At 66.5% G+C, this 20042-nt stretch carries 15 protein-coding genes; 12 read left to right on the top strand and 3 right to left on the bottom strand.

All coding sequences use genetic code 11. The annotated features are described in order from the left end of the window. Positions 1–125 precede the first annotated feature (125 nt). Positions 126–863 carry an AAA family ATPase gene (locus WHZ77_RS00610; RefSeq protein WP_375311917.1) on the top strand — a complete coding sequence of 246 codons (738 nt, stop codon included), beginning with the start codon at positions 126–128 and terminating at the stop codon, positions 861–863. A 13-nt stretch (positions 864–876) separates the two neighbouring features. Here WHZ77_RS00610 and WHZ77_RS00605 read toward each other — a convergent pair whose 3' ends face one another. Both WHZ77_RS00605 and mutM read right to left on the bottom strand, forming a co-directional pair. After that, complete coding sequence (locus tag WHZ77_RS00605; protein ID WP_375311916.1) at positions 877–1002, bottom strand: hypothetical protein; 126 nt, start codon at positions 1000–1002, stop codon at positions 877–879. A 120-nt stretch (positions 1003–1122) separates the two neighbouring features. After that, positions 1123–2004, bottom strand: coding sequence for a bifunctional DNA-formamidopyrimidine glycosylase/DNA-(apurinic or apyrimidinic site) lyase (gene mutM, locus WHZ77_RS00600; protein WP_375311915.1), 882 nt, complete (start codon positions 2002–2004; stop codon positions 1123–1125). An 81-nt stretch (positions 2005–2085) separates the two neighbouring features. Between mutM and ubiE the strand changes: the two genes are divergently transcribed. The 11 genes from ubiE (at position 2086) to trxA (ending at position 19171) form a co-directional block, all read left to right on the top strand. Then, positions 2086–2847: a bifunctional demethylmenaquinone methyltransferase/2-methoxy-6-polyprenyl-1,4-benzoquinol methylase UbiE gene (gene ubiE, locus WHZ77_RS00595; protein WP_375311914.1), complete on the top strand. Its 762-nt coding sequence runs from the start codon at positions 2086–2088 to the stop codon at positions 2845–2847. Next, entirely contained in the window at positions 2844–4418 is a 1575-nt protein-coding gene (gene ubiB, locus WHZ77_RS00590; RefSeq protein WP_375311913.1) for a 2-polyprenylphenol 6-hydroxylase, read from the top strand. The genes ubiE and ubiB overlap by 4 nt, the downstream gene beginning before the upstream one ends. Before the next feature lie 56 nt (positions 4419–4474). Next, positions 4475–5914: a bifunctional phosphopantothenoylcysteine decarboxylase/phosphopantothenate--cysteine ligase CoaBC gene (gene coaBC, locus WHZ77_RS00585; protein ID WP_375311912.1), complete on the top strand. Its 1440-nt coding sequence runs from the start codon at positions 4475–4477 to the stop codon at positions 5912–5914. Next, on the top strand, positions 5911–6369 hold the full coding sequence (dut, locus tag WHZ77_RS00580) for a dUTP diphosphatase (RefSeq protein WP_375311911.1): 459 nt from the start codon (positions 5911–5913) through the stop codon (positions 6367–6369). The genes coaBC and dut overlap by 4 nt, the downstream gene beginning before the upstream one ends. A 191-nt stretch (positions 6370–6560) precedes the next feature. Next, a complete protein-coding gene (locus WHZ77_RS00575) occupies positions 6561–9065 on the top strand; it encodes an ATP-binding protein (protein ID WP_375311910.1) in 2505 nt (834 codons plus the stop codon). Continuing rightward, on the top strand, positions 9062–10588 hold the full coding sequence (gene tsaE / locus WHZ77_RS00570) for a tRNA (adenosine(37)-N6)-threonylcarbamoyltransferase complex ATPase subunit type 1 TsaE (protein WP_375311909.1): 1527 nt from the start codon (positions 9062–9064) through the stop codon (positions 10586–10588). The genes WHZ77_RS00575 and tsaE overlap by 4 nt, the downstream gene beginning before the upstream one ends. 76 nt (positions 10589–10664) lie before the next feature. Next, entirely contained in the window at positions 10665–10982 is a 318-nt protein-coding gene (locus WHZ77_RS00565; RefSeq protein WP_375311908.1) for a PilZ domain-containing protein, read from the top strand. Between the two features lie 198 nt (positions 10983–11180). After that, entirely contained in the window at positions 11181–11903 is a 723-nt protein-coding gene (locus WHZ77_RS00560; RefSeq protein ID WP_375311907.1) for a nucleotidyltransferase family protein, read from the top strand. Positions 11904–12131: 228 nt separating this feature from the next. After that, on the top strand, positions 12132–15278 hold the full coding sequence (gene addB, locus WHZ77_RS00555; RefSeq protein WP_375311906.1) for a double-strand break repair protein AddB: 3147 nt from the start codon (positions 12132–12134) through the stop codon (positions 15276–15278). Then, positions 15272–18781 carry a double-strand break repair helicase AddA gene (gene addA / locus WHZ77_RS00550; RefSeq protein ID WP_375311905.1) on the top strand — a complete coding sequence of 1170 codons (3510 nt, stop codon included), beginning with the start codon at positions 15272–15274 and terminating at the stop codon, positions 18779–18781. The genes addB and addA overlap by 7 nt, the downstream gene beginning before the upstream one ends. A 69-nt stretch (positions 18782–18850) precedes the next feature. After that, positions 18851–19171, top strand: coding sequence for a thioredoxin (trxA, locus tag WHZ77_RS00545; RefSeq protein ID WP_007598398.1), 321 nt, complete (start codon positions 18851–18853; stop codon positions 19169–19171). Between the two features lie 57 nt (positions 19172–19228). On the opposite strand, the gene WHZ77_RS00540 is transcribed toward trxA, so the two are convergent. Next, positions 19229–19972 (bottom strand): metallophosphoesterase family protein, encoded by a 744-nt coding sequence (locus tag WHZ77_RS00540; RefSeq protein ID WP_375311904.1) that lies wholly within the window; start codon positions 19970–19972, stop codon positions 19229–19231. Between the last annotated feature and the right edge of the window lie 70 nt (positions 19973–20042).

Here is a 20042-nt window from a genome sequence, read left to right as displayed (position 1 = left end):
ACATCCGCGGTCCCCTTTGGATCGGGCAGGGCACGTCCTGAGCGAGAAGAGCTCAGCATCGAGAAGCGATGCACGTTCGCGTGGCGTTTCCCCTGACCCTGGCACTCCAAAGGATTCATCTTCCAATGCACACGATCGTACTCGCCACCCAAAAGGGCGGCAGCGGCAAGAGCACCCTCGCCATCGGCCTCGCGCTGGCAGCCAGGCAGGCCGGCTTCACTGTTCGCCTGATCGAAACCGACCCGCAGGGCACCCTGTCCAACTGGCTGCGCCGCCGCAACAATGACGACGTCGTCGTCGAGCCGATCTATCATTCCGCCGATATCGAGCCGCGTCTCAAGATGCTCGCCGGCAGCGGCCTGCAGCTTGCGATCGTCGACACCGCGGCCGGCCTCAGCGCCGCGACCACGGCTGCGATCCGCTACTCCGACCTCTGCCTGATCCCGGCCCGCCCGAGCGTCGCCGACATCGAGGCGACTGTCTCCACCCTGAGCGTCGCGCGCGCCTGGAAGCGTCCCTTCAGCTTCGTGTTGAACCAGACGCCGATCCGCGGCCAGCGGATCGACAACGCCGCCAACACGCTCGCCGAGGAAGGCGCGCTCGATCTCGCCGACGTGCTCGCGCGCCCGCTGATCGTGATGCGCAACGACCATCAGGACTCGCTCGCCAGCGGCCTCGCTGTCAGTGAGTTCGCGCCGAACGGCAAGTCGGCGGACGAGATCCGCGGCCTCTGGCGCTGGATCGAGACCCGGCTCGAGCTCGAAGCCACCACCAATGCGCTGATCGACCAGGTGATCTCGGCGGCGGACGGCATGCTGCACGTCGCCACCGAGCTTGCGGCGGACGAAACACTGACGTCCTGAGCGGGGCAATCGCTCAGACGGCAGTCGGCCCTTCGCCACCAGGAAGGGCCGAGCGACGAAGCAATCCGGCCACCAGCCCGGCCGGATTGCTTCGCTTCGCGTTTTTGGCGATGGCCGGCATGCCATCGAACAAAAACATCGAAAACAACCCCATGCACAGTAGAGCCGCTTGCCGCCGAGGTACCTCGGCGACGGCGCGCAAACATCTGACTTGTCAGATGAAACGGACGCGCGCGAGCATTCGGGCTACGGCGCTACATCACTTCTGACATTTCGGACACCAGAACGTCGACCGCCCGTTCTGCGTGAATCGCTTCACCGTGCCGCCGCAGCCGGGCGTCTTGCAGGTCTCGCCTTCGCGATCGTAGACCTTGAAGGAGTGCTGGAAATAGCCGAGCTCGCCGGAGGTCTGGCGATGATCGCGCAGTGACGATCCGCCGGCCTTGATGGCGTCGTTGAGCACGGTGTGGATTGCACTCACCAATCGCTTGGCGTGATCCGTCGGCACACCCTTCCTGGTCGACAGCGTCGCCGCGATCCGGCGCGGCGACAGATGCGAGCGGTGAAGCGCTTCGCAGACATAGATGTTGCCGAGCCCCGCCACCACGCGCTGGTCGAGCAGCGCGGCCTTCAGGCTGGTGGTCTTGTCCTGACAGGACCGCGCCAGCATCGCCGCATCGAACGCGTTGCCGAGCGGCTCGGGGCCGAGGTCGCGCAGCAGAGGCTCGTCTTCGAGCGCGTTGCGCGCGATCACTTTCATGTAACCGAAGCGGCGCGGGTCGTTGAAGACGATGTCGGCGCCGGAGGACATCCGAAACAGCACGTGGTCGTGCGTGGAGTCTTTCCCCTTCGGATAGTGAAACTCGCCAGGCGATGCATCGTTGTCCGGCTTGATGACGCGGAACGAGCCCGACATGCCCAGATGCATCAGCAGCACGTCGCCGGAGGCGAGATCAGCCATGAGATATTTTGCACGGCGTCCCAGCCCCGTGACGACCTGTCCCTGGAGCCGGGCGACGAAATCCGGCTGGAACGGAAAGCGCAAATCGGGCCTGCGGGCCTCCGCGACGAGGATTTTCGCACCCTCCATGACCGGCTGAAGGCCGCGGCGGACGGTCTCGACTTCGGGCAATTCAGGCATGGTCAGGCATTCACCTTATGAGGGCGGTGTGATAGCGCCATTGCGGCGGGCGCGCTATGGTTCGCCCTGTGGAGTAGAGTAATGGATCGGCCGGGCGAAACCACGCATTTTGGCTTCAGGGACGTTCCCCTGGGGGACAAGCAGACGCTGGTGAACGATGTGTTTCACAGCGTGGCGTCGCGCTATGATTTGATGAACGATTTGATGTCCGGTGGCCTGCACCGGGTCTGGAAGGACATCATGATCAACGCGCTCGACCCGCCCAGGAGCGACCGGCCGTTCGCCCTGCTCGACGTCGCCGGCGGCACTGGCGACATCTCGTTCCGGGCCGCCAAGGCGGCGGGGCCGGGCTTCCATGCCACCGTCTGCGACATCAATTCCGGGATGCTGGATGTCGGTCGCGAGCGCGCCGTGAAGCGGCATCTCGAGACCCAGGTCGATTTCGTCGAGGGCAATGCCGAAGCGCTCGCCTTCGCCGACCGCAGCTTCGATGCATATACGATCGCTTTCGGCATTCGCAACGTACCGCGGATCGATCTGGCGCTGCGCGAGGCCTATCGTGTGCTCAAGCCCGGCGGTCGCTTCCTGTGCCTGGAATTCTCCACCGTCGAGATGCCCGGCCTCGATCGTCTCTACGACCTGTTCTCGTTCAAGGTGATCCCGCCGCTCGGCCGCATGGTCACGGGCGACGCCGAGTCCTACCAGTATTTGGTCGAATCGATCCGCAAGTTCCCGAAGCCCAACGCCTTCGCCGACATGATCCGCGATGCGGGCTTTTCCCGCGTCAACTGGCAGACATTGTCCGGCGGCATCGTCGCACTGCATTCGGGCTGGCGTTTGTGATCTCTGCCATCACCCACATTTCGCGCCTGATTCGCGCCGCGTTCGTGTTTGCGCGCGAAGGCGTGTTCGGCTCGGTCGATCCGAGCCTGGTGCCGCCGCCCGGACAGCTCGCGCTGAAGCTTGCGCGCATCGTCGAGCGGCGCGGCCCCAAGGATGGGCCACGGATGTCGCGCGCGCTGACGCGGATGGGCCCGGCCTATCTCAAGCTCGGGCAGTTCCTCGCCACGCGCCCCGACGTCGTCGGCGTCATCATGGCGCGCGACCTGGAGAGCCTGCAGGATCGCTTGCCGCCGTTTTCGCAAGCCGAAGCGGAGGCCGCTATCGCGACCTCGCTGGAGCGTCCGCTGACCGAATTGTTCGCGAGCCTCGGCCCGCCGGTCGCGGCCGCCTCGATCGCGCAGGTGCATCGCGGCGAGGTGTTGCGCGACGGAGTCCGCAAGTCGGTCGCGGTCAAGGTGCTGCGACCGAACGTGGCCTCGCGCTTCCGCCGCGATCTCTCCGATTTCTTCTACGTCGCGCACAAGGCCGAGGCTTACTCGTCCGAGGCGCGGCGGCTGCGCCTGATCGAAGTCATCAACACCATGTCGCGCTCGGTCGCGATGGAGATGGACCTGCGGCTCGAAGCCGCCGCGCTGTCGGAGATGGCCGAGAACACGCGGGACGATCCCGACTTCCGGGTGCCCGCTGTCGACTGGGACCGCACCACGCACAACGTGCTGACGATGGAGTGGATCGACGGCATCGCGCTGAACGATCACAAGCGCCTCGCGGAGTCGCAGGTCGACTTGCCCGATCTCGGCCGCAAGGTGATCCAGAGCTTTCTGCGCCACGCGCTGCGCGACGGTTTTTTCCACGCCGACATGCATCCGGGCAATCTGTTCCTCGATGACGCCGGCCGCCTGGTCGCGGTCGATTTCGGCATCATGGGCCGGCTCGGCATGAAGGAGCGGCGCTTCCTTGCCGAAATCCTGCTCGGCTTCATCACGCGCGACTATCGCCGCGTCGCCGAGGTGCATTTCGAGGCGGGTTACGTGCCCGCGCATCACTCCGTCGAGAACTTCGCGCAAGCCATCCGCGCCATCGGCGAGCCCATTCACAACCGCACCGCCGAGGAGATCTCGATGGCGCGGCTGCTGACGCTGCTGCTCGAGGTTACCGGCCTGTTCGACATGACGACGCGGCCCGAACTGATCCTGCTGCAGAAGACCATGGTGGTGGTCGAGGGCGTGGCGCGCGGCTTCGATCCCCGGCTCGACATCTGGAAGGTCGCAGATCCCGTGGTGCGCGAATGGATCGAGCGCAATCTCGGACCGATCGGCCGGGTGCAGGGGGCGATTTCCGGCGGCGGCGACCTCGCCCGCGTGCTGATGCGCCTGCCCGACATCGCGCAGCGCTCGGTCGCCGTGCTCGAGCAGCTCGAAGCCATGACCCGGGACGGCATCCGGCTATCACCCGAGAGCATCGCCGCGATGGGCCGCAGCGAGGGCCGCAAGAACCGCTGGCGCACCGTCGCGCTCTGGATCATCGCCGCGACCTTCATCGGCATCCTGATCGCCGTGCGGAATCTATGATTGCACTGCAATCAAGTGGTTGATAGCATCGCTATCATCTGTGCTGGAGAGGCGTCATGGCAAGCCTGACCATCCGCAAGCTCGACGAGGGCGTCAAAACCTATCTGCGCCTGCGCTCGGCCAGGAACCGCAGGTCGGTCGAGGAGGAGGTGCGGGTCATCCTCGGGGAGCTGATCGAAGGTCGCGAGGAGCCGCTGACGCCGTTCGCGCTGCCGCCGGCCCCATCCACGGCCCCCACGCCGCAGCGCATCGGCGCCGTCGCGGAGGCCAGCGTCACCCTGATCATCGGCGGCGGGATCGCGGCCTATAAGTCGCTGGACCTGATCCGCCGGCTCAAGGAGCGCCGCATCGAGGTCCGCTGCGTGCTGACCAAGGCCGCACAGCAATTCGTCACGCCGCTCGCGGTGAGCGCGCTCTCGCATGAGCGCGTCTACACCGATCTGTTCGATCCCCAGAGCGAGTTCGACGCCGGCCATATCAGGCTGGCGCGCGAGTGCGACATGATCGTGGTGGCGCCGGCGACGGCCGACCTGATGGCGAAGATGGCCAATGGCCATGCCGACGATCTCGCCAGCGCCATCCTGCTCGCGACCAGCCGCAAGATCCTGCTGGCGCCGGCGATGAATCCGCTGATGTGGAACAACGCGGCGACGCGCCGCAACGTCGCGCAGCTTCAGCGCGACGGCGTGGTGCTGATCGGGCCGAATTCCGGCGAGATGGCCGAAGCGGGCGAGGCCGGCGTCGGCCGCATGTCCGAGGCGATCGAGATCGCCACCGCCGCCGAGCGCCTGCTGCGGCCACCGCTGCCGCGCCCGCTCGCCGGCAAGCGCGTGCTGATCACCGCAGGGCCCACCCATGAGCCGATCGACCCGGTGCGCTACATCGCCAACCGCTCCTCCGGCAAGCAGGGTTTTGCCATTGCCGCCGCAGCGCAAGCCGCAGGCGCGGAGGTGATTCTGGTGAGCGGTCCGGTCGATCTCGACGATCCCGCCGGCGTCACGGTCAAGCATGTCGAATCCGCGCGGCAGATGCTGGAACAGGTGCAGGCTTCGCTTCCCGCCGACATCGCGATCTTCGCAGCCGCGGTCGCCGACTGGCGCGTCGCGAGCGAGGGCGAGCAGAAGCTGAAGAAGACGTCGGCCGGCATGCCGCCGCTCCAACTGGTCGAGAACCCCGACATCCTCGCCACGGTCTCGAAGCTGACCGACCAGCGCCCGCCGCTGGTGATCGGCTTTGCCGCCGAGACCGAACATCTCATCGACAACGCCAAATCGAAGCTCGCGCGCAAGGGTTGCGACTGGATCGTCGCCAATGACGTCTCGCCCGCGACCGGCGTGATGGGCGGCGACCGCAATACCGTGCATCTGATTAGTCGCAAGGACGGCGAGATTGCAGTTGATTCCTGGCCGGTGATGACCAAGGAACAGGTCGCCATCGAACTGGTCGCGCATGTCGCAAGGAGCGTGACCGACAAATCCCGGGAGCGGGCATCTTGAGCACGACAATCACGGTCGAACTGCAGCAGCTCGCCCACGCCGCGGGCCTGCCGTTGCCGGCCTATCAGACCGCCGAAGCCGCCGGCCTCGACCTGATGGCCGCGGTGCCGGACAGCGAACCGATGACGCTCGCGTCTGGTCACTATGCGCTGGTGCCGACGGGGCTCGCGATCGCGCTGCCGCCCGGGCACGAGGCCCAGGTGCGGCCGCGCTCCGGTCTTGCCGCCAAGCACGGCGTCACCGTGCTGAACTCGCCCGGAACCATCGACGCGGACTATCGCGGCGAGATCAAGGTGATCCTGATCAACCACGGCGCAACCCCCTTCGTGATCAAGCGCGGCGAGCGCATCGCGCAGATGGTGATCGCGCCCGTCTTGCAGGCCGCGCTGGTTCCCGTGGCGACCTTGACCGCGACCGATCGCGGTGCCGGCGGCTTCGGCTCGACCGGCCGCTAACGCACGGTAATTCCAATCGAATCACCCGACGAGCGACGTGCGGCTGGAATATCGCGCTTTGCATTTTTTTGGGGCCGCCTTTGCGTTCACGATCTGGACTCTTACCGCTGGAGTCACGGTGAGGGTATTGTCGTTTGATTCGCGCGCGACGGGGGTCGCCGCGCGTCAATTCGTGCGGTCTTGGGGCAACTATGTCAGGCGTGATCGTGTCGATGCGTCGGACGCTGCTGTCGTGCACATCGCTCGTGCGCAACGGCATGATTGGAAGCGCTCTCGCGGCGCTGCTGCCGGCTGCGCCGGCTGAGGCCGCCGACCTCGTCGACACACTCTCGGTATTGCTGGACTTCAACCGGCAGGAACTCGCGGTGCTGACCACCGCGCTGGCCCTGCTCGGCTTCTCGGTCGTGGCCGCCATCCTGCTGATGCGCACGCGCGTGCGCACGGCGAAGAACGAGGCGCGGCTGCGCGCGCGGATCGGGGAACTGCAGCTGCAGGCCGATCGCTTCGGCGCGCTGCTGTTCGCCGAGCCGCAGGTCCTGATCTCCTGGCCGGCCGGCGACGACCGCGCGCAGATCTCCGGCGACATCTCCATGGTGTTGCCACGCGACTCCTCGCCGCAGCGCGTGCTCGCGTTCGGAACCTGGCTGCCGCCGGAACCGGCGCTCCAGATGGACCATGCGGTCGATGCGCTGCGTGATCGCGGCGACGGATTCCAGATCACGCTGACGACCGCGCATGGGCACACGCTGGAGGCCATCGGCCGCGCCATCGGCGGCCAGGCCATTGTCAGGATTCGCGAACTCTCGGGCCTGCGCCGCGAACTGGCCGAAACCAATCTGCGCTACAAGGCGCTCTCCGACGAGACCGAGATGCTGCGCGGCTTCGCCGCCGCCGCGCCATGGCCGATCTGGGCCAAGGCCGAGAACGGCGCGCTCACTTTCGCCAATCCGGCCTATGTGCGCGCGACCGAGGCGACCAGCGTCGGCGACGCCCAGCAGCGCAAGCTCGAGCTGCTCGACAGTGCCGACCGCACCGCGATGGATCGCGGCCTGAAAGAGGCCGCCAGCTTCACCTCACGGCTGCCGATCGTGATCGGCGGCGAGCGGCGCATCTATGACGTGCGCGCGGTCAATGTCGGCAGCGGCAGGGTCGGCGTCGCGATCGACGCCAGCGAGGCGGATGCGCTGAGCTCGGCCTTGGTGCGGATGGCGGAGGCGCATCGCCGCACGCTCGACCAGCTTTCCTCGGGCGTTGCCGTGTTCGACGGCCAGCGCCGGCTCGCCTTCTACAACGATTCCTACCGGCGGCTGTGGGACCTCGACCGCACCTTCCTGGACGCCAATCCTGACGATTCCAGCGTGCTCGACCAGCTCCGCGCCGCACGAAAACTGCCGGAGCAGCCGGACTTCCGCGCCTGGAAGGCAAAATTGCACGAGGCCTATCGTGCCGTGGAGGCCGCCAAGGATACCTGGTATCTGCCCGACGGCCGCGCGCTCTCCGTCGTCACCACGCCGAATCCGGAAGGCGGCGTCACCTATCTGTTCGACGACGTCACCGAGAGCCTCGAACTCGCCCGCCGCTTCGACGGCATGATCCGTGTCCAGCGCGAGACGCTGGACAGCCTCGCCGAGGGCGTCGCGGTGTTCGGCAGCAACGGCAAGGCCCAGCTGTTCAACCCGGCCTTCGTCCGGATGTGGAAGCTGTCCGCCGACGCCATGCGCGACGAGCCGCATATCCAGACCGTCGAAGGCTGGTGCCACCAGCTGTTCGACGACCCTGCGGTCTGGCGCCAGATCCGTGAGGCCGTCACCTCGATCGAGAGCCGCGCCGACGTTCCCCTGAAACTGGAGCGCAAGGACGGCAGCGTGCTCGACGGCATGATCCGCCCGCTGCATGACGGCGCCACCATGCTGACGTTCCAGGACATCACCGACACCGAGAATGTCGAGCGCGCGCTGCGTGAGCGCAACGAGGCGCTGGAGGCCGCCGACCAGATGAAGGTGGATTTCGTCCACCACGTCTCCTACGAGCTGCGCTCGCCGCTCACCACCATCATCGGCTTCGCGCACTTCCTCAGCGATCCCTCCACCGGGCCGCTGACGCCGAAACAGGCCGAATATCTCGATTACGTCACCAAATCGACCAACGCGCTGCTGGCGCTGACCAACAACATCCTGGATCTCGCCACCATCGACGCCGGCGCCATGAAGCTGGAACTCGGACCGGTCGACGTCAGCAAGACCATCGAGCTGGCCGCCGAGGGCATCCAGGACCGGCTCGCCACCGACCGCATCCGTCTCAAGGTCGAGATCGCGCCGGATATCGGCAGCTTCATCGGCGACGAGAAGCGCGTGGTGCAGGTGCTCTATAACCTCCTCGCCAACGCCGTCGGGTTTTCTCCACAGGATTCCACGGTCGGCATCAGCGCGCGCCGCACTGAGCATAGCGTGGTCTTCACCGTGACAGATTCCGGGCCTGGAATACCTGCCGACATGAAGGACAAGGTGTTCAACTGGTTCGAAAGCCGCTCGCAGGGGTCGCGTCACCGCGGCGCCGGGCTCGGCCTGTCGCTGGTGCGTTCCTTCGTCGAGCTGCATGGCGGCAAGGTACGGGTGGATTCGATCGTCGGCCGGGGTACGGTCGTGATCTGCGACTTCCCGACCGACCAGGCGGCGCATCGCGACGCCGCCGAATGACTGCGCCCGCCACATTCTCCGTCGCGCTTCCCAACGAGACGGCGACTGCGCAACTGATGGCCGACCTCGCGCTGCTGGTCGGTCCCGGCGATGTCATCACCCTCACCGGCGATCTCGGCGCCGGAAAGACTGCGGCCGCCCGCAGCCTGATCCGCTACCTCGCTGGCGACGAGGAACTGGAAGTGCCGAGCCCGACCTTCACCCTGGTGCAGGGCTACGAGCTGCCGCCATTTCCGGTGATGCATGCCGACCTCTATCGCATCGAGGACGAGAGCGAGCTCGAGGAGATCGGGCTGTCGCCGCTCCCCGATGCGACGCTGGTGCTGATCGAATGGCCGGAGCGCGCGCCGTCGGCGATGCCTGGGGATCGCATCGACATCGCGCTGACGCACCGGCCGGCGCTGGGCCCGAACGCGCGCGCCGCCGAAATCACCGGCTACGGCAAGAGCGCTGCCGTCGTTGCGCGGCTACAGGCGCTGCGCGACTTCCTCGATAGGTCCGGCTATATCGACGCAGGCCGCAAGCGCATGGCCGGCGACGCCTCGACCCGCTCCTATGCACGACTGCTGCGCGATGACGGCGTCGTCATCCTCATGAACTTTCCGCAGCGTCCGGACGGCGCCGCGCTCTACAACGGAAAATCCTACAGCGCCGCGGTGCATCTCGCCGAGAACGTCACACCGTTCGTCGCGATCGACGAAGGGCTGCGCGCGCAGGGAATCTCGGCGCCCAAGATCCATCATTTCGATCTCGACCAGGGCTTTCTGATCAGCGAGGATTTTGGCAGCGAGGGTGTGATCGAAGGCGACCCGCCGCGTCCTATCGTAGAACGCTATGAAGCCGCGACGGATGTGCTCGCTTTGCTGCACGGCAAGACACTGCCGGAGAAGCTGCCGCTGAACGGGCAGGCCTACGACATTCCCGTCTTCGACATCGAAGCACTTTTGATCGAGATCGGATTGATGCCGGAATGGTATCTGCCCGATCGCAACGCGCCGCTGAGCGACGAGAAGCGCGCGGAGTTCTTCGCGATGTGGCGCGAGCTCTTGAAGAAGCCGCTGGCCGCACCGAAGACCTGGATCATCCGCGACTATCACTCGCCAAATCTGATCTGGCTTGCAGATCGTACCGGCATCGAACGCGTCGGCGTGATCGACTTCCAGGACACTGTGCTCGGGCCGAAATCCTACGACGTCGTCTCGCTGCTCCAGGACGCGCGTATCGACGTGCCCGAAAACATCGAGCTGACGCTGCTGTCGCGGTACATCAAGGCACGTCGCGCCGATGATGCGAGCTTCGATCCGGCCGGCTTCGCCGAGCTCTACGCCATCATGTCGGCACAGCGGAACACTCGCCTGCTCGGCACCTTTGCCCGGCTCAACCGCCGCGACGGTAAGCCGCATTATTTGCGCCACCAGCCGCGGATCTGGACCTACCTCCAGCGCTCGCTGTCGCATCCTGCGCTCACCCATCTGCGCGACTGGTATTTCGCCAACGTCCCGCCGCCCCGGTCCGGAACCTGATTTACCGGCTGTTAGCCATCACATCGGTATCATCGCCCGAACGCAGCCGGATAAATACGGGGCTGGAGCAAGGCAGATGGCGGTCAAGACGGACCAGCGCGGAACCAGCCGGGTTGTTTTCGAACGCGGGATTCCGGCGCAGATGATGGGCATCGACGGCACCTGGCGGCGCGACTGCACCATGGAGGACGTCTCCGAGACCGGCGCCAAGCTGACGATCGACGGCTCCGTCGAAGGCCTGCATCTGAAGGAATTTTTTCTCCTGCTGTCGTCCACGGGGCTCGCGTACCGTCGCTGCGAACTGGCCTGGGTCAATGGCGACCAGATCGGCGTCAATTTTCTGAAGGTCGGCGACAAGAAGAAAAAGGCACGCTCCACAGCGGTCGGGGCGTGACGGCAACCGGCGTCGTACAAACGTCACGGCGGGTGGTTAAGGCGGTTAAGACGCAGTGCGGCTAATTGCGGTCCGTGCTAAAAATTGCTGCGAACGCGAAATCCAAGAGTTAGAGTCCAAGAGTTCGGGTCCAAGTATTCGAGTCCAAGCGTCCTGAATCCACGACGCCTAAGAAAGACGAATCCGAGAAGGCAAACGATGTCCGTCAAACCGACCAAAGCCATGGTGCTCGCCGCGGGGTTCGGCCTGCGTATGCGTCCATTGACGGAGAAGATGCCGAAGCCGCTGGTGCCCGTGGCCGGCCAGCCGCTGCTCGACCATGTGCTCGACAAGCTCGGCGAGGCCGGCGTGACCGAGGCCGTCGTCAACGTGCACTACCTGCCGGATCAGATCATCGATCACGTCGCATCCCGCCAGCATCCGCGCGTCACCATCTCCGACGAGCGCGACCAGGTGCTCGGCACCGGCGGCGGCGTGGTCAAAGCATTGCCGCTGCTCGGCGACGCGCCGTTCTTCCACGTCAATTCCGACACGCTGTGGATCGACGGCGTGCGCTCCAATCTGGCGCGGCTTGCGGAAAACTTCGACCCCGCGCGGATGGACATCCTGCTCCTGATGGCGCCGACCGCGACCAGCATCGGCTATAGCGGCCGCGGCGATTACGGCATGTTGGCCGACGGCGCCCTGCGCAAGCGCAAGGAAAAAGAGGTCGTTCCGTTCGTCTATGCGGGCGCGGCGATCCTGTCACCTTCGATCTTCGCCGATACGCCGCAGGGCGAATTCTCGCTGACCAGAATGTTCGACCGCGCGGGCGAACAGGACCGGCTGTTCGGCCTGCGCCTCGACGGCGTCTGGATGCATGTCGGCACGCCCGATGCGGTGCACGCGGCGGAAGAGGCGTTTCTGGAGAGCGTGGCGTAGCGATACGGGCAGTGCCGTAGGGTGGGCAAAGCGAAGCGTGCCCACCACCTGTTGCTGTCGAGAAAAGTCGTGGGCACGGCGCAAACGCGCCTTTGCCCACCCTAAGGCACTTCGCGGGCGACGACACCGGTTCTGGTCCGACGAACAACGGGGACTATCTCCTCTCCACCCATATCCATTTGAGTCCGCCTCCCTATATTGGCGCCTGATCCTTCGAATCAGGCAGCCATGCGCGTTTTCAGCGTTCCCCTCTCAGTTCCGTTCCTGCGCACGGTCGTTACGGCCCTGCTCGACGGCCGGCTGGTCGACGAATTCGAGGCGCGCAAGGAGCCGGCGCGGCTGGCCGATGCCACGCTGTACCTGCCGACGCGACGCGCCATGCGCGTCGTCCGCGAGATCTTTCTCGACGAGATGAAGGCCGATGCCGTGGTGCTGCCGCGCATCGTCGCGCTCGGCGACATCGACGAGGACGAGCTGGCTTTCGCCGACGAGGGCGAGCAGTTCTCCGGCGCAACACCGCTCGACATTCCGCCGCGACTCGGGGAGCTCGAGCGGCGGCTGACGCTGGCGCAGCTCGTCGCCGCCTGGGCCAAAGGCCCGGTGCTGTCACCACTGGTGGTCGGCGGCCCCGCATCGACGCTGGCGCTGGCCTCAGATCTCGCGCGCCTGATCGACGACATGGTCACGCGCAGCGTCGACTGGGGCGCGCTCGACGGCCTCGTGCCTGATATGCTCGACCGCTACTGGCAGCACTCGCTTGAATTCCTGCGCATCGCGCGCATCGCCTGGCCCGGCCACCTCGCCGAGATCAACCGGATCGAGCCTGCGGCGCGGCGCGATCTCCTGATCGCGGCGGAGGCCAGCCGGCTGACCACGCATCCCCGTGGTCCCGTGATCGCGGCCGGGTCGACCGGCTCGATGCCGGCCACCGCAAAATTCCTGCATGCGGTCGCCTCGCTGCCGCACGGCGCCGTCGTGCTGCCGGGCCTCGACACCGATCTCGACGACGATTCCTGGCGGACCATCGGCGGCGTGCGAGACTCCCTCGGAAAATTCGTGGAGCATCCGGCCTCGAACCATCCGCAATATGCCCTGCACGCGCTGCTGGATCGTTTTGGCATCAAGCGCGGCGACGTCGAGATCCTCCAGTCGTCCGCGGACGGCGGCCGGGATCTGCTGGCGTCGGAATCGATGCGGCCGTCTGCGAGGACGGAGGTCTGGTACGACCGGCTCAAGCAGCCTGATGTCGCCGCCAAGATCGCCGGCGGCATGGCAAATCTTGCCGTGGTGGAAGCCCCCAATCCTGAAATGGAAGCACTCGCGATCGCCATTGCGATGCGCGAAGCGCGGCATCTGGACAGATCTGCGGCGCTGGTGACGCCGGACCGCGCGCTGGCGCGGCGGGTGATGGCTGCGCTGACCCGATGGGATCTCGCCTTTGACGATTCCGGCGGCGACGTGCTGATGGAGACCTCCGCCGGAGTCTTCGCGCGGCTCGCGGCGGAGGCGGCGACCAAGGGCCTGGAGCCGCCGACGCTGCTGGCGATGCTGAAGCATCCGCTATGCCGGCTCGGCCGCGCGCCCGGCGCGTGGAAGACGGCGATCGAAGGGCTGGAGCTCGCGCTCCTGCGCGGGACGCGCCCACCTGCCGGCACGGCCGGCCTGCTGCGGGAATTCAACCGCTTCCGCGAGGAGCTTGCGAAGCTGGAGCGCAAGGAGGTTTCCGCACTTCATCACGCCGAGCCGCGCGCGCGTCTCAAGGCGCTGGATATCGAGCGCATCCAGGCGCTGATCGATATCCTGCAAAAGGTGCTGGCACCGGTCGAGAGCCTAGCATCATCAAAACCGTACGACTTCGCCGAGCTCGCGCACCGGCACCGCGAGATCCTGATCGAGCTGTCACGCGACGAGCAGGGTATCCCGCTGGCCTTCGAGGAGCGCGAAGGCCTCGCGCTCGCCAGCGCTTTCGACGATCTCCTGCGCGGCGGCACGACCAGCGGCCTGATGGTGCAGCTGGCCGACTATCCCGAATTGTTCCAGACCGCGTTCGGCGACCGCGCCGTGCGGCGGCGCGACAAGCCCGGCGCGCGGCTGCAGATCTACGGACCGCTGGAATCGCGCTTGATGCAGGCCGATCGCATCATCGTCGGCGGCCTGATCGAAGGCGTCTGGCCGCCGGCGCCGCGCATCGATCCCTGGCTCAGCCGGCCGATGCGACACGAGCTCGGCCTCGATCTGCCGGAGCGCCGCATCGGCCTCTCCGCGCACGACTTCGCGCAGCTGCTCGGCGGCGGCGAAGTCATTCTCACCCACTCCGCCAAGGCCGGCGGCGCGCCCGCGGTGGCCTCGCGCTTCCTGCACCGGCTTGAAGCTGTCGCAGGTGATGAGCACTGGAAAGCGGCGATTCGCGGCGGCGAAAAATACGTGAAATTCGCTGAAGCGCTCGACCAGCCCGAAAAGGTCGAGCCGGTCAAGCAGCCAGAGCCGCGGCCACCGCGCGCGACACGGCCGATGAGAATGTCGGTTACCGAAATAGAAGACTGGTTGCGTGACCCCTACACGATCTACGCCAAACGTATCCTGAAGCTCGCCGCGCTCGATCCCGTCGACATGCCGCTGTCGGCCGCCGACCGCGGCTCGGCGATCCACGATGCGCTCGGCGAGTTCACGCAGACCTATGCCGCGCATCTGCCCGCCGATCCCGCACGCGTGCTGCGCGCGATCGGCGAAAAGTATTTTGCGCCGCTGATGGAGCGGCCCGAGGCGCGAGCGCTGTGGTGGCCGCGCTTCCAGCGCATCGCGCGCTGGTTCGGCGAATGGGAGACGGTGCGGCGCGACGCGATCGAGGCGATCACGGCGGAAACCCGCGGCGAGATCTCGATCCCGCTCGACAGCGAGCGCAGCTTCCGCCTTTCGGCGCGCGCCGACCGCATCGAGCGGCGCCGGGGCGGCCTCTATGCCATCCTCGACTACAAGACTGGCCAGCCGCCGACCGGCAAGCAGGTCCGCATGGGCCTGTCACCGCAGCTCACGCTGGAAGCCGCGATCCTGCGCGAGGGCGGTTTTCCCGATATCGACGCCGGCTCTTCGGTGAGCCAGCTGGTCTATGTCCGCCTGAGCGGCAACAATCCCCCGGGCGAAGAACGCATCCTCGAGCTCAAGTTCAAGCAGAGCGACGAGCCGCAGCCGCCAGACACGGCGGCCGCGGAGGCCCGCACCAAGCTAGAGGCGCTGATCCGCGCCTTCGACGACGAGAACCAGCCCTACACCTCGCTGAACCTGCCGATGTGGACCAACCGCTACGGCACCTATGACGATCTCGCCCGGATCAAGGAATGGTCCGCGGCCGGCGGCTTGGGGATCGAGGAATGGTGAAGGCGCCGCGTCCCATCCCCGAGGAGGTGCGCGCGCGGCAGGCGCGCGCGTCGGATCCGACCGCCTCGGCCTTCGTGTCGGCCAATGCCGGTTCGGGCAAGACACATGTGCTGGTCCAGCGCGTGATCCGGTTGCTGCTGTCGGGCGTGCCGCCGGAAAAGATCCTCTGCATCACCTTCACCAAGGCTGCCGCGGCCAACATGGCCGAGCGCGTGTTCACCACGCTTGGCCATTGGGTAACGCTGGACGACGATGCGCTCACCAGGGCCATCGTTGCGGTCGGGATCCCGTTTCCCACCGCAAAGCTGCGGCGCGAAGCACGAAAGCTGTTTGCCTGCGCGCTGGAGACGCCGGGCGGACTGAAGGTGCAGACCATCCACGCGCTGTGCACCCGCCTGCTCCAGCAATTCCCGTTCGAGGCCAACGTTCCCGCGCGCTTCGCCGTGATCGACGAGCGCGACCAGACCGACATGATGGAGCGCGCCAATCTGAAGGTGCTGCTGGAGGCCGCGCGCGATCCGGACAGCGTCACCGGCCGCGCGCTGCTGACCGCGATGGCGAGCGCCGCCGACGTCACCTTCAAGGAGGTCGTGCGCGAGGCTTGTCTGAGCCGTGACCATTTCATGGCCTGGACCGACGAAGCCGGCAATGCGGAAGCGGCCACCGCGCAAATGGCCGCAGCGCTGGGCGTCAACGCGAGCGATCGGATCGAGGACGTCGAGACGGAGATTCTCGACGGCCCGTTCCTGCCGCGATCGCGCTGGGACGACATCGCGTTTGCACTGGAGGACGGCAGCAAGTCCGATAACGACCAGGCCAGTCGGCTCCGCGAGGCAAAAGTCTTCTCCGGCGCCGCGCAGGTCGACGCCTATCTCGGCGTGTTCCTCACCGACGAGAGGCTGCCGCGCAAGGCGGTGCTGACCAAGAAGTTTGGCGAGCACAACCCGTCCGTCGCCCGCCTGTTCGAGAACGAGGCGCAGCGCGTCAGTGGCTTGATCGAGAAGCGCCGCGCCGTGGCCATGCGCGATCGCACCGCCGCTCTGTTGCACATCGCGACCGCTGCCGCCGCAAACTACCGGCGCGAAAAGCAGGAGCGCGGCCTGCTCGACTACGACGACCTCATCGACAAGACGCTGGCGATGCTGGACCGCGTCGCTTCGGGCTGGGTCCACTACAAGCTCGACCGCGGCGTCGATCACGTCCTGATCGACGAGGCCCAGGACACCAGCCCGCGGCAATGGGACATCGTCGCGCACATCATCTCCGAGTTCACCGCCGGCGAAGGTGCGCGCGAGGGGCTGAACCGCACGGTCTTCGCGGTCGGCGACGAGAAACAGTCGATCTTCTCGTTCCAGGGCGCGGCCCCGCACGAGTTCGATGCGCGGCGGCGCGAGCTGCACCGCAAGTTCACTGCGGCCGGGCTGAAGTTCGATCCCGTCGCCTTCACCTATTCGTTCCGCTCCGGCGCTGCGATCCTGCACTCGGTCGACCACGTCTTCCGTGATCCCCAGATCTACAAGAGCATCCATTCCGTCGAGATCGGCCATCCCCTGCACAACGCGCTCGCCGATGCGGGCCCGAGCGTAATCGAGCTGTGGGACCTGGCAGAAGCGGACGAGCGGCAGGACATCGAGGGCTGGCGCGCGCCGTTCGACGGCGTCGCTGTCACCAGCCCCGAGGTCAAGCTCGCCCGCCGCATCCAGGCCGAGATCAAGCAGCTGGTCGAGAGCGGCACGCTGACCGGACACGAAGGCGAGCGGCGTCCGCTGCGCTATGGCGACATGCTGATCCTGGTGCGGCGGCGCGGCAATGCGTTCGATGCGGTGATCCAGGCGCTGAAGCACGCCAACGTCCCGGTCGCCGGCGCCGACCGGCTCAAGCTGACCGAGCACATCGGCATCATCGATCTGATGAACCTCGCAGACGCGCTGCTGCTGCCGCAGGACGATCTCGCGCTCGCGGTGGCGCTGAAGAGCCCGTTGTTCGGGCTCGATGACGACGATCTGTTTCAGCTCGCCCATGACCGCAAGGGATCGCTGCGCCGCGCGCTGGGCGAGCATGCAGTTGGAAGCGAGAAGTTCACGACCGTGCTGCGGCGCCTCGAAGCCTGCGAGGCGCGTGCTCGCGATGAAACGCCATTTGCCTTCTATGGCTGGCTGCTCGGCGGCGACGGCGGACGCGCGCGCATCCTGCGGCGGCTCGGGCACGAGGCCAACGATGCGCTCGACGAGTTCCTGGAGCTCGCGCTGAACTACGAACGCAAGGCGCCGGCCTCGCTGCAGGGGTTCATGGCCTGGCTACGCTCGGCCGACACCGAGGTGAAGCGCGACATGGAGATCTCGCGCGACGAGGTGCGGGTGATGACGGTGCACGGCGCCAAGGGCCTCGAGGCGTCCGTCGTGTTCATGGTCGACACGACGTCCTCGCCGGCGGACTCGCAGCGGGTTCGCTTGATCCACGTGCCGCGCGGCAATGGCGGCGAGGTCGTGGTCTGGGCGGGGCGCAAGGCGGATGATCCCAAGCCCGTCGCCGACGCACGCAAGGCGATGATCGAGGAGACCGAGGACGAATATCGCCGCCTGCTCTATGTCGCGATGACGCGCGCGGCAGACCGGCTGATCGTCGGCGGCTGCATGCCCGGCAACATGAAGACGGTGCGCAAGCTGAGCTGGTACGACCTGATCGACACCGGGCTCAAAGGCTCGGGCCTCGACAGGCAGACGATCGAGACGCCGCTCGGCAAGGTGACAAGGTTCGCCCGGCCCGAGGATGTCACTGCGCTGGGCACGCCCGCCACATCGGTGGATCAGGCGATCACGTTGCCCGGTTGGCTGCGGACGCCGGCGCCGCGCGAGATGCTCGACGACGATCCGGTGCGTCCCTCGGGCCAGTCGACCGAGGAGGGCCGTAGCGTGCAGACCGGCGAATCGGTCCGGTCCCGCGCGCTGGCGCTGCAACGCGGCACCCTGGTGCACCGGTTGCTGCAATCCCTGCCTGACATTGCCATGGAGCGCCGGCGCGAGGCCGCGCTCGGCTTCGTGACACGCAACGCCTCGGACTGGCCGGAGGCCGACCGCACGGCGCTGGCCGACAAGGTGCTAGCCCTGATCGCCGAGCCGCGCTTCGCAGCCGTCTTTGCGACAGGCAGTCGGGCGGAGGTCGCCATCGTCGGCCGGCTGGAGCGGCCGGGCCGCGCCCCGGCGCTGGTGTCGGGGCAGATCGACCGGTTGGTCGTTCGTCCGGATGAGATTCTGATCGTCGATTTCAAGACCAACCAGGCCGCGCCCAAAAGCGCTGCACAAGCGCCCGCCGCCTATGTCCGGCAGCTCGCGCTGTACCGGGCGGTGCTGGCGCGGCTTTATCCCCGAAAGCCGGTCAGGGCTGTCCTGCTCTGGACCGAGGCCCTTGAATATATGGAGATTTCAGCCCCCGCGCTGGACGCGGCGCTGGCATCCCTTCATGTCGGCGTGAGCGTCCTTGACCCGGCAAGGGGCCGTTCATAGGTTGACGGCATGATCCCCGGCGCGATTCCAGGTCGCGCCGATTCTCTTTCAACCGAACGAGGTACTCCCATGGCCGTTGGCAAGGTTTCCGACACCGATTTCGAAGCCGAAGTGCTCAAGGCGAACGGTCCCGTCGTCGTCGATTTCTGGGCCGAGTGGTGCGGCCCCTGCCGCATGATCGCCCCCGCGCTCGACGAGATCGCCGGCGCGATGGGCGACAAGGTCAAGATCGTGAAGCTCAACGTTGACGAGAGCCCGAAGACCGCGTCGAAATACGGCGTGATGTCGATCCCGACCCTGATGATCTTCAAGGGCGGCGAGATGGCCTCCCGTCAGGTCGGCGCTGCGCCGAAGGCGAAGCTGCAGCAGTGGATCACGTCGGCGGTCTGATCCGCGGGGCGAACGAAGAATTTTGCAGCGGCCGGCGAAAGCCGGCCGTTTTGTTTTTCACGGCTTGATCCAACCCGTCGCCAGCGCGTTCGCCAGCTCCGGCTGATTGTTGCGGCGTGCCAGCGCAGCCATGGTTTCATGATCGTAGGCGATGTGGCGGAACGCCACCTGCCAGGCACCATCCGCCAATTCGAGAATCGCATAGCGCGCATCCGGCGCGCCGGCTTCGACGACATGCGGGAACGGGTGCACGTCACGATAGCCGGGGCTGCCGACGCTGCCGGGATTGACGACCAGCCGGCCATCGCGAAGCCGCACCGCACGAGCGAGATGGGTATGGGCGCACAGGATCAGCGATTGCGTGATGCCTCGAGCAAACTGCTCGATCCGGTCCAGCGGCGATAGCGCCACCGTACCATCAGGGTGCACGGTATCGAGCCAATAGACTTCGTCGTTGCCCGGCGTCGCGTGGCAGAGAAATACCTGGTCACGGAAGACGCGCGTCATCGGCTGCGCGCGCAGCCAGTCGAGTTGCGCGGCATCGAGCGCTTCGTAGGCGGGACGATCCCACGAGCCCATCTTCTCCGGCGGGCGGTCGAGCAGATAGCGGTCGTGGTTGCCGAGTACGTGCACGGCGTCGAGCGTCATCAGGATCTCGACGGTTCGCCGCGCATCGAGCGGGCCGCTCAGCATGTCGCCGAGATTGACGATGTCGGAGATGCCTTGCGCGTGGATATCGGCAACCACCGCCGCCAGCGCGAGATGGTTTCCATGAACGTCGGCAATCGCGGCAAAACGCATTGGCAGTCTCTCCTGCTCCGGACGCAGCGCAGCGCTTCTTCAGCGGTGCGCTGCAGAGCCGGCCCATGTT

Source organism: Bradyrhizobium sp. A5 (assembly GCF_042076515.1).
GTDB classification, from domain to species: domain Bacteria; phylum Pseudomonadota; class Alphaproteobacteria; order Rhizobiales; family Xanthobacteraceae; genus Bradyrhizobium; species Bradyrhizobium cosmicum.
Note: the sequence above shows the minus strand (reverse complement) of the source record. Positions and strands in the feature narration are given on the sequence as shown.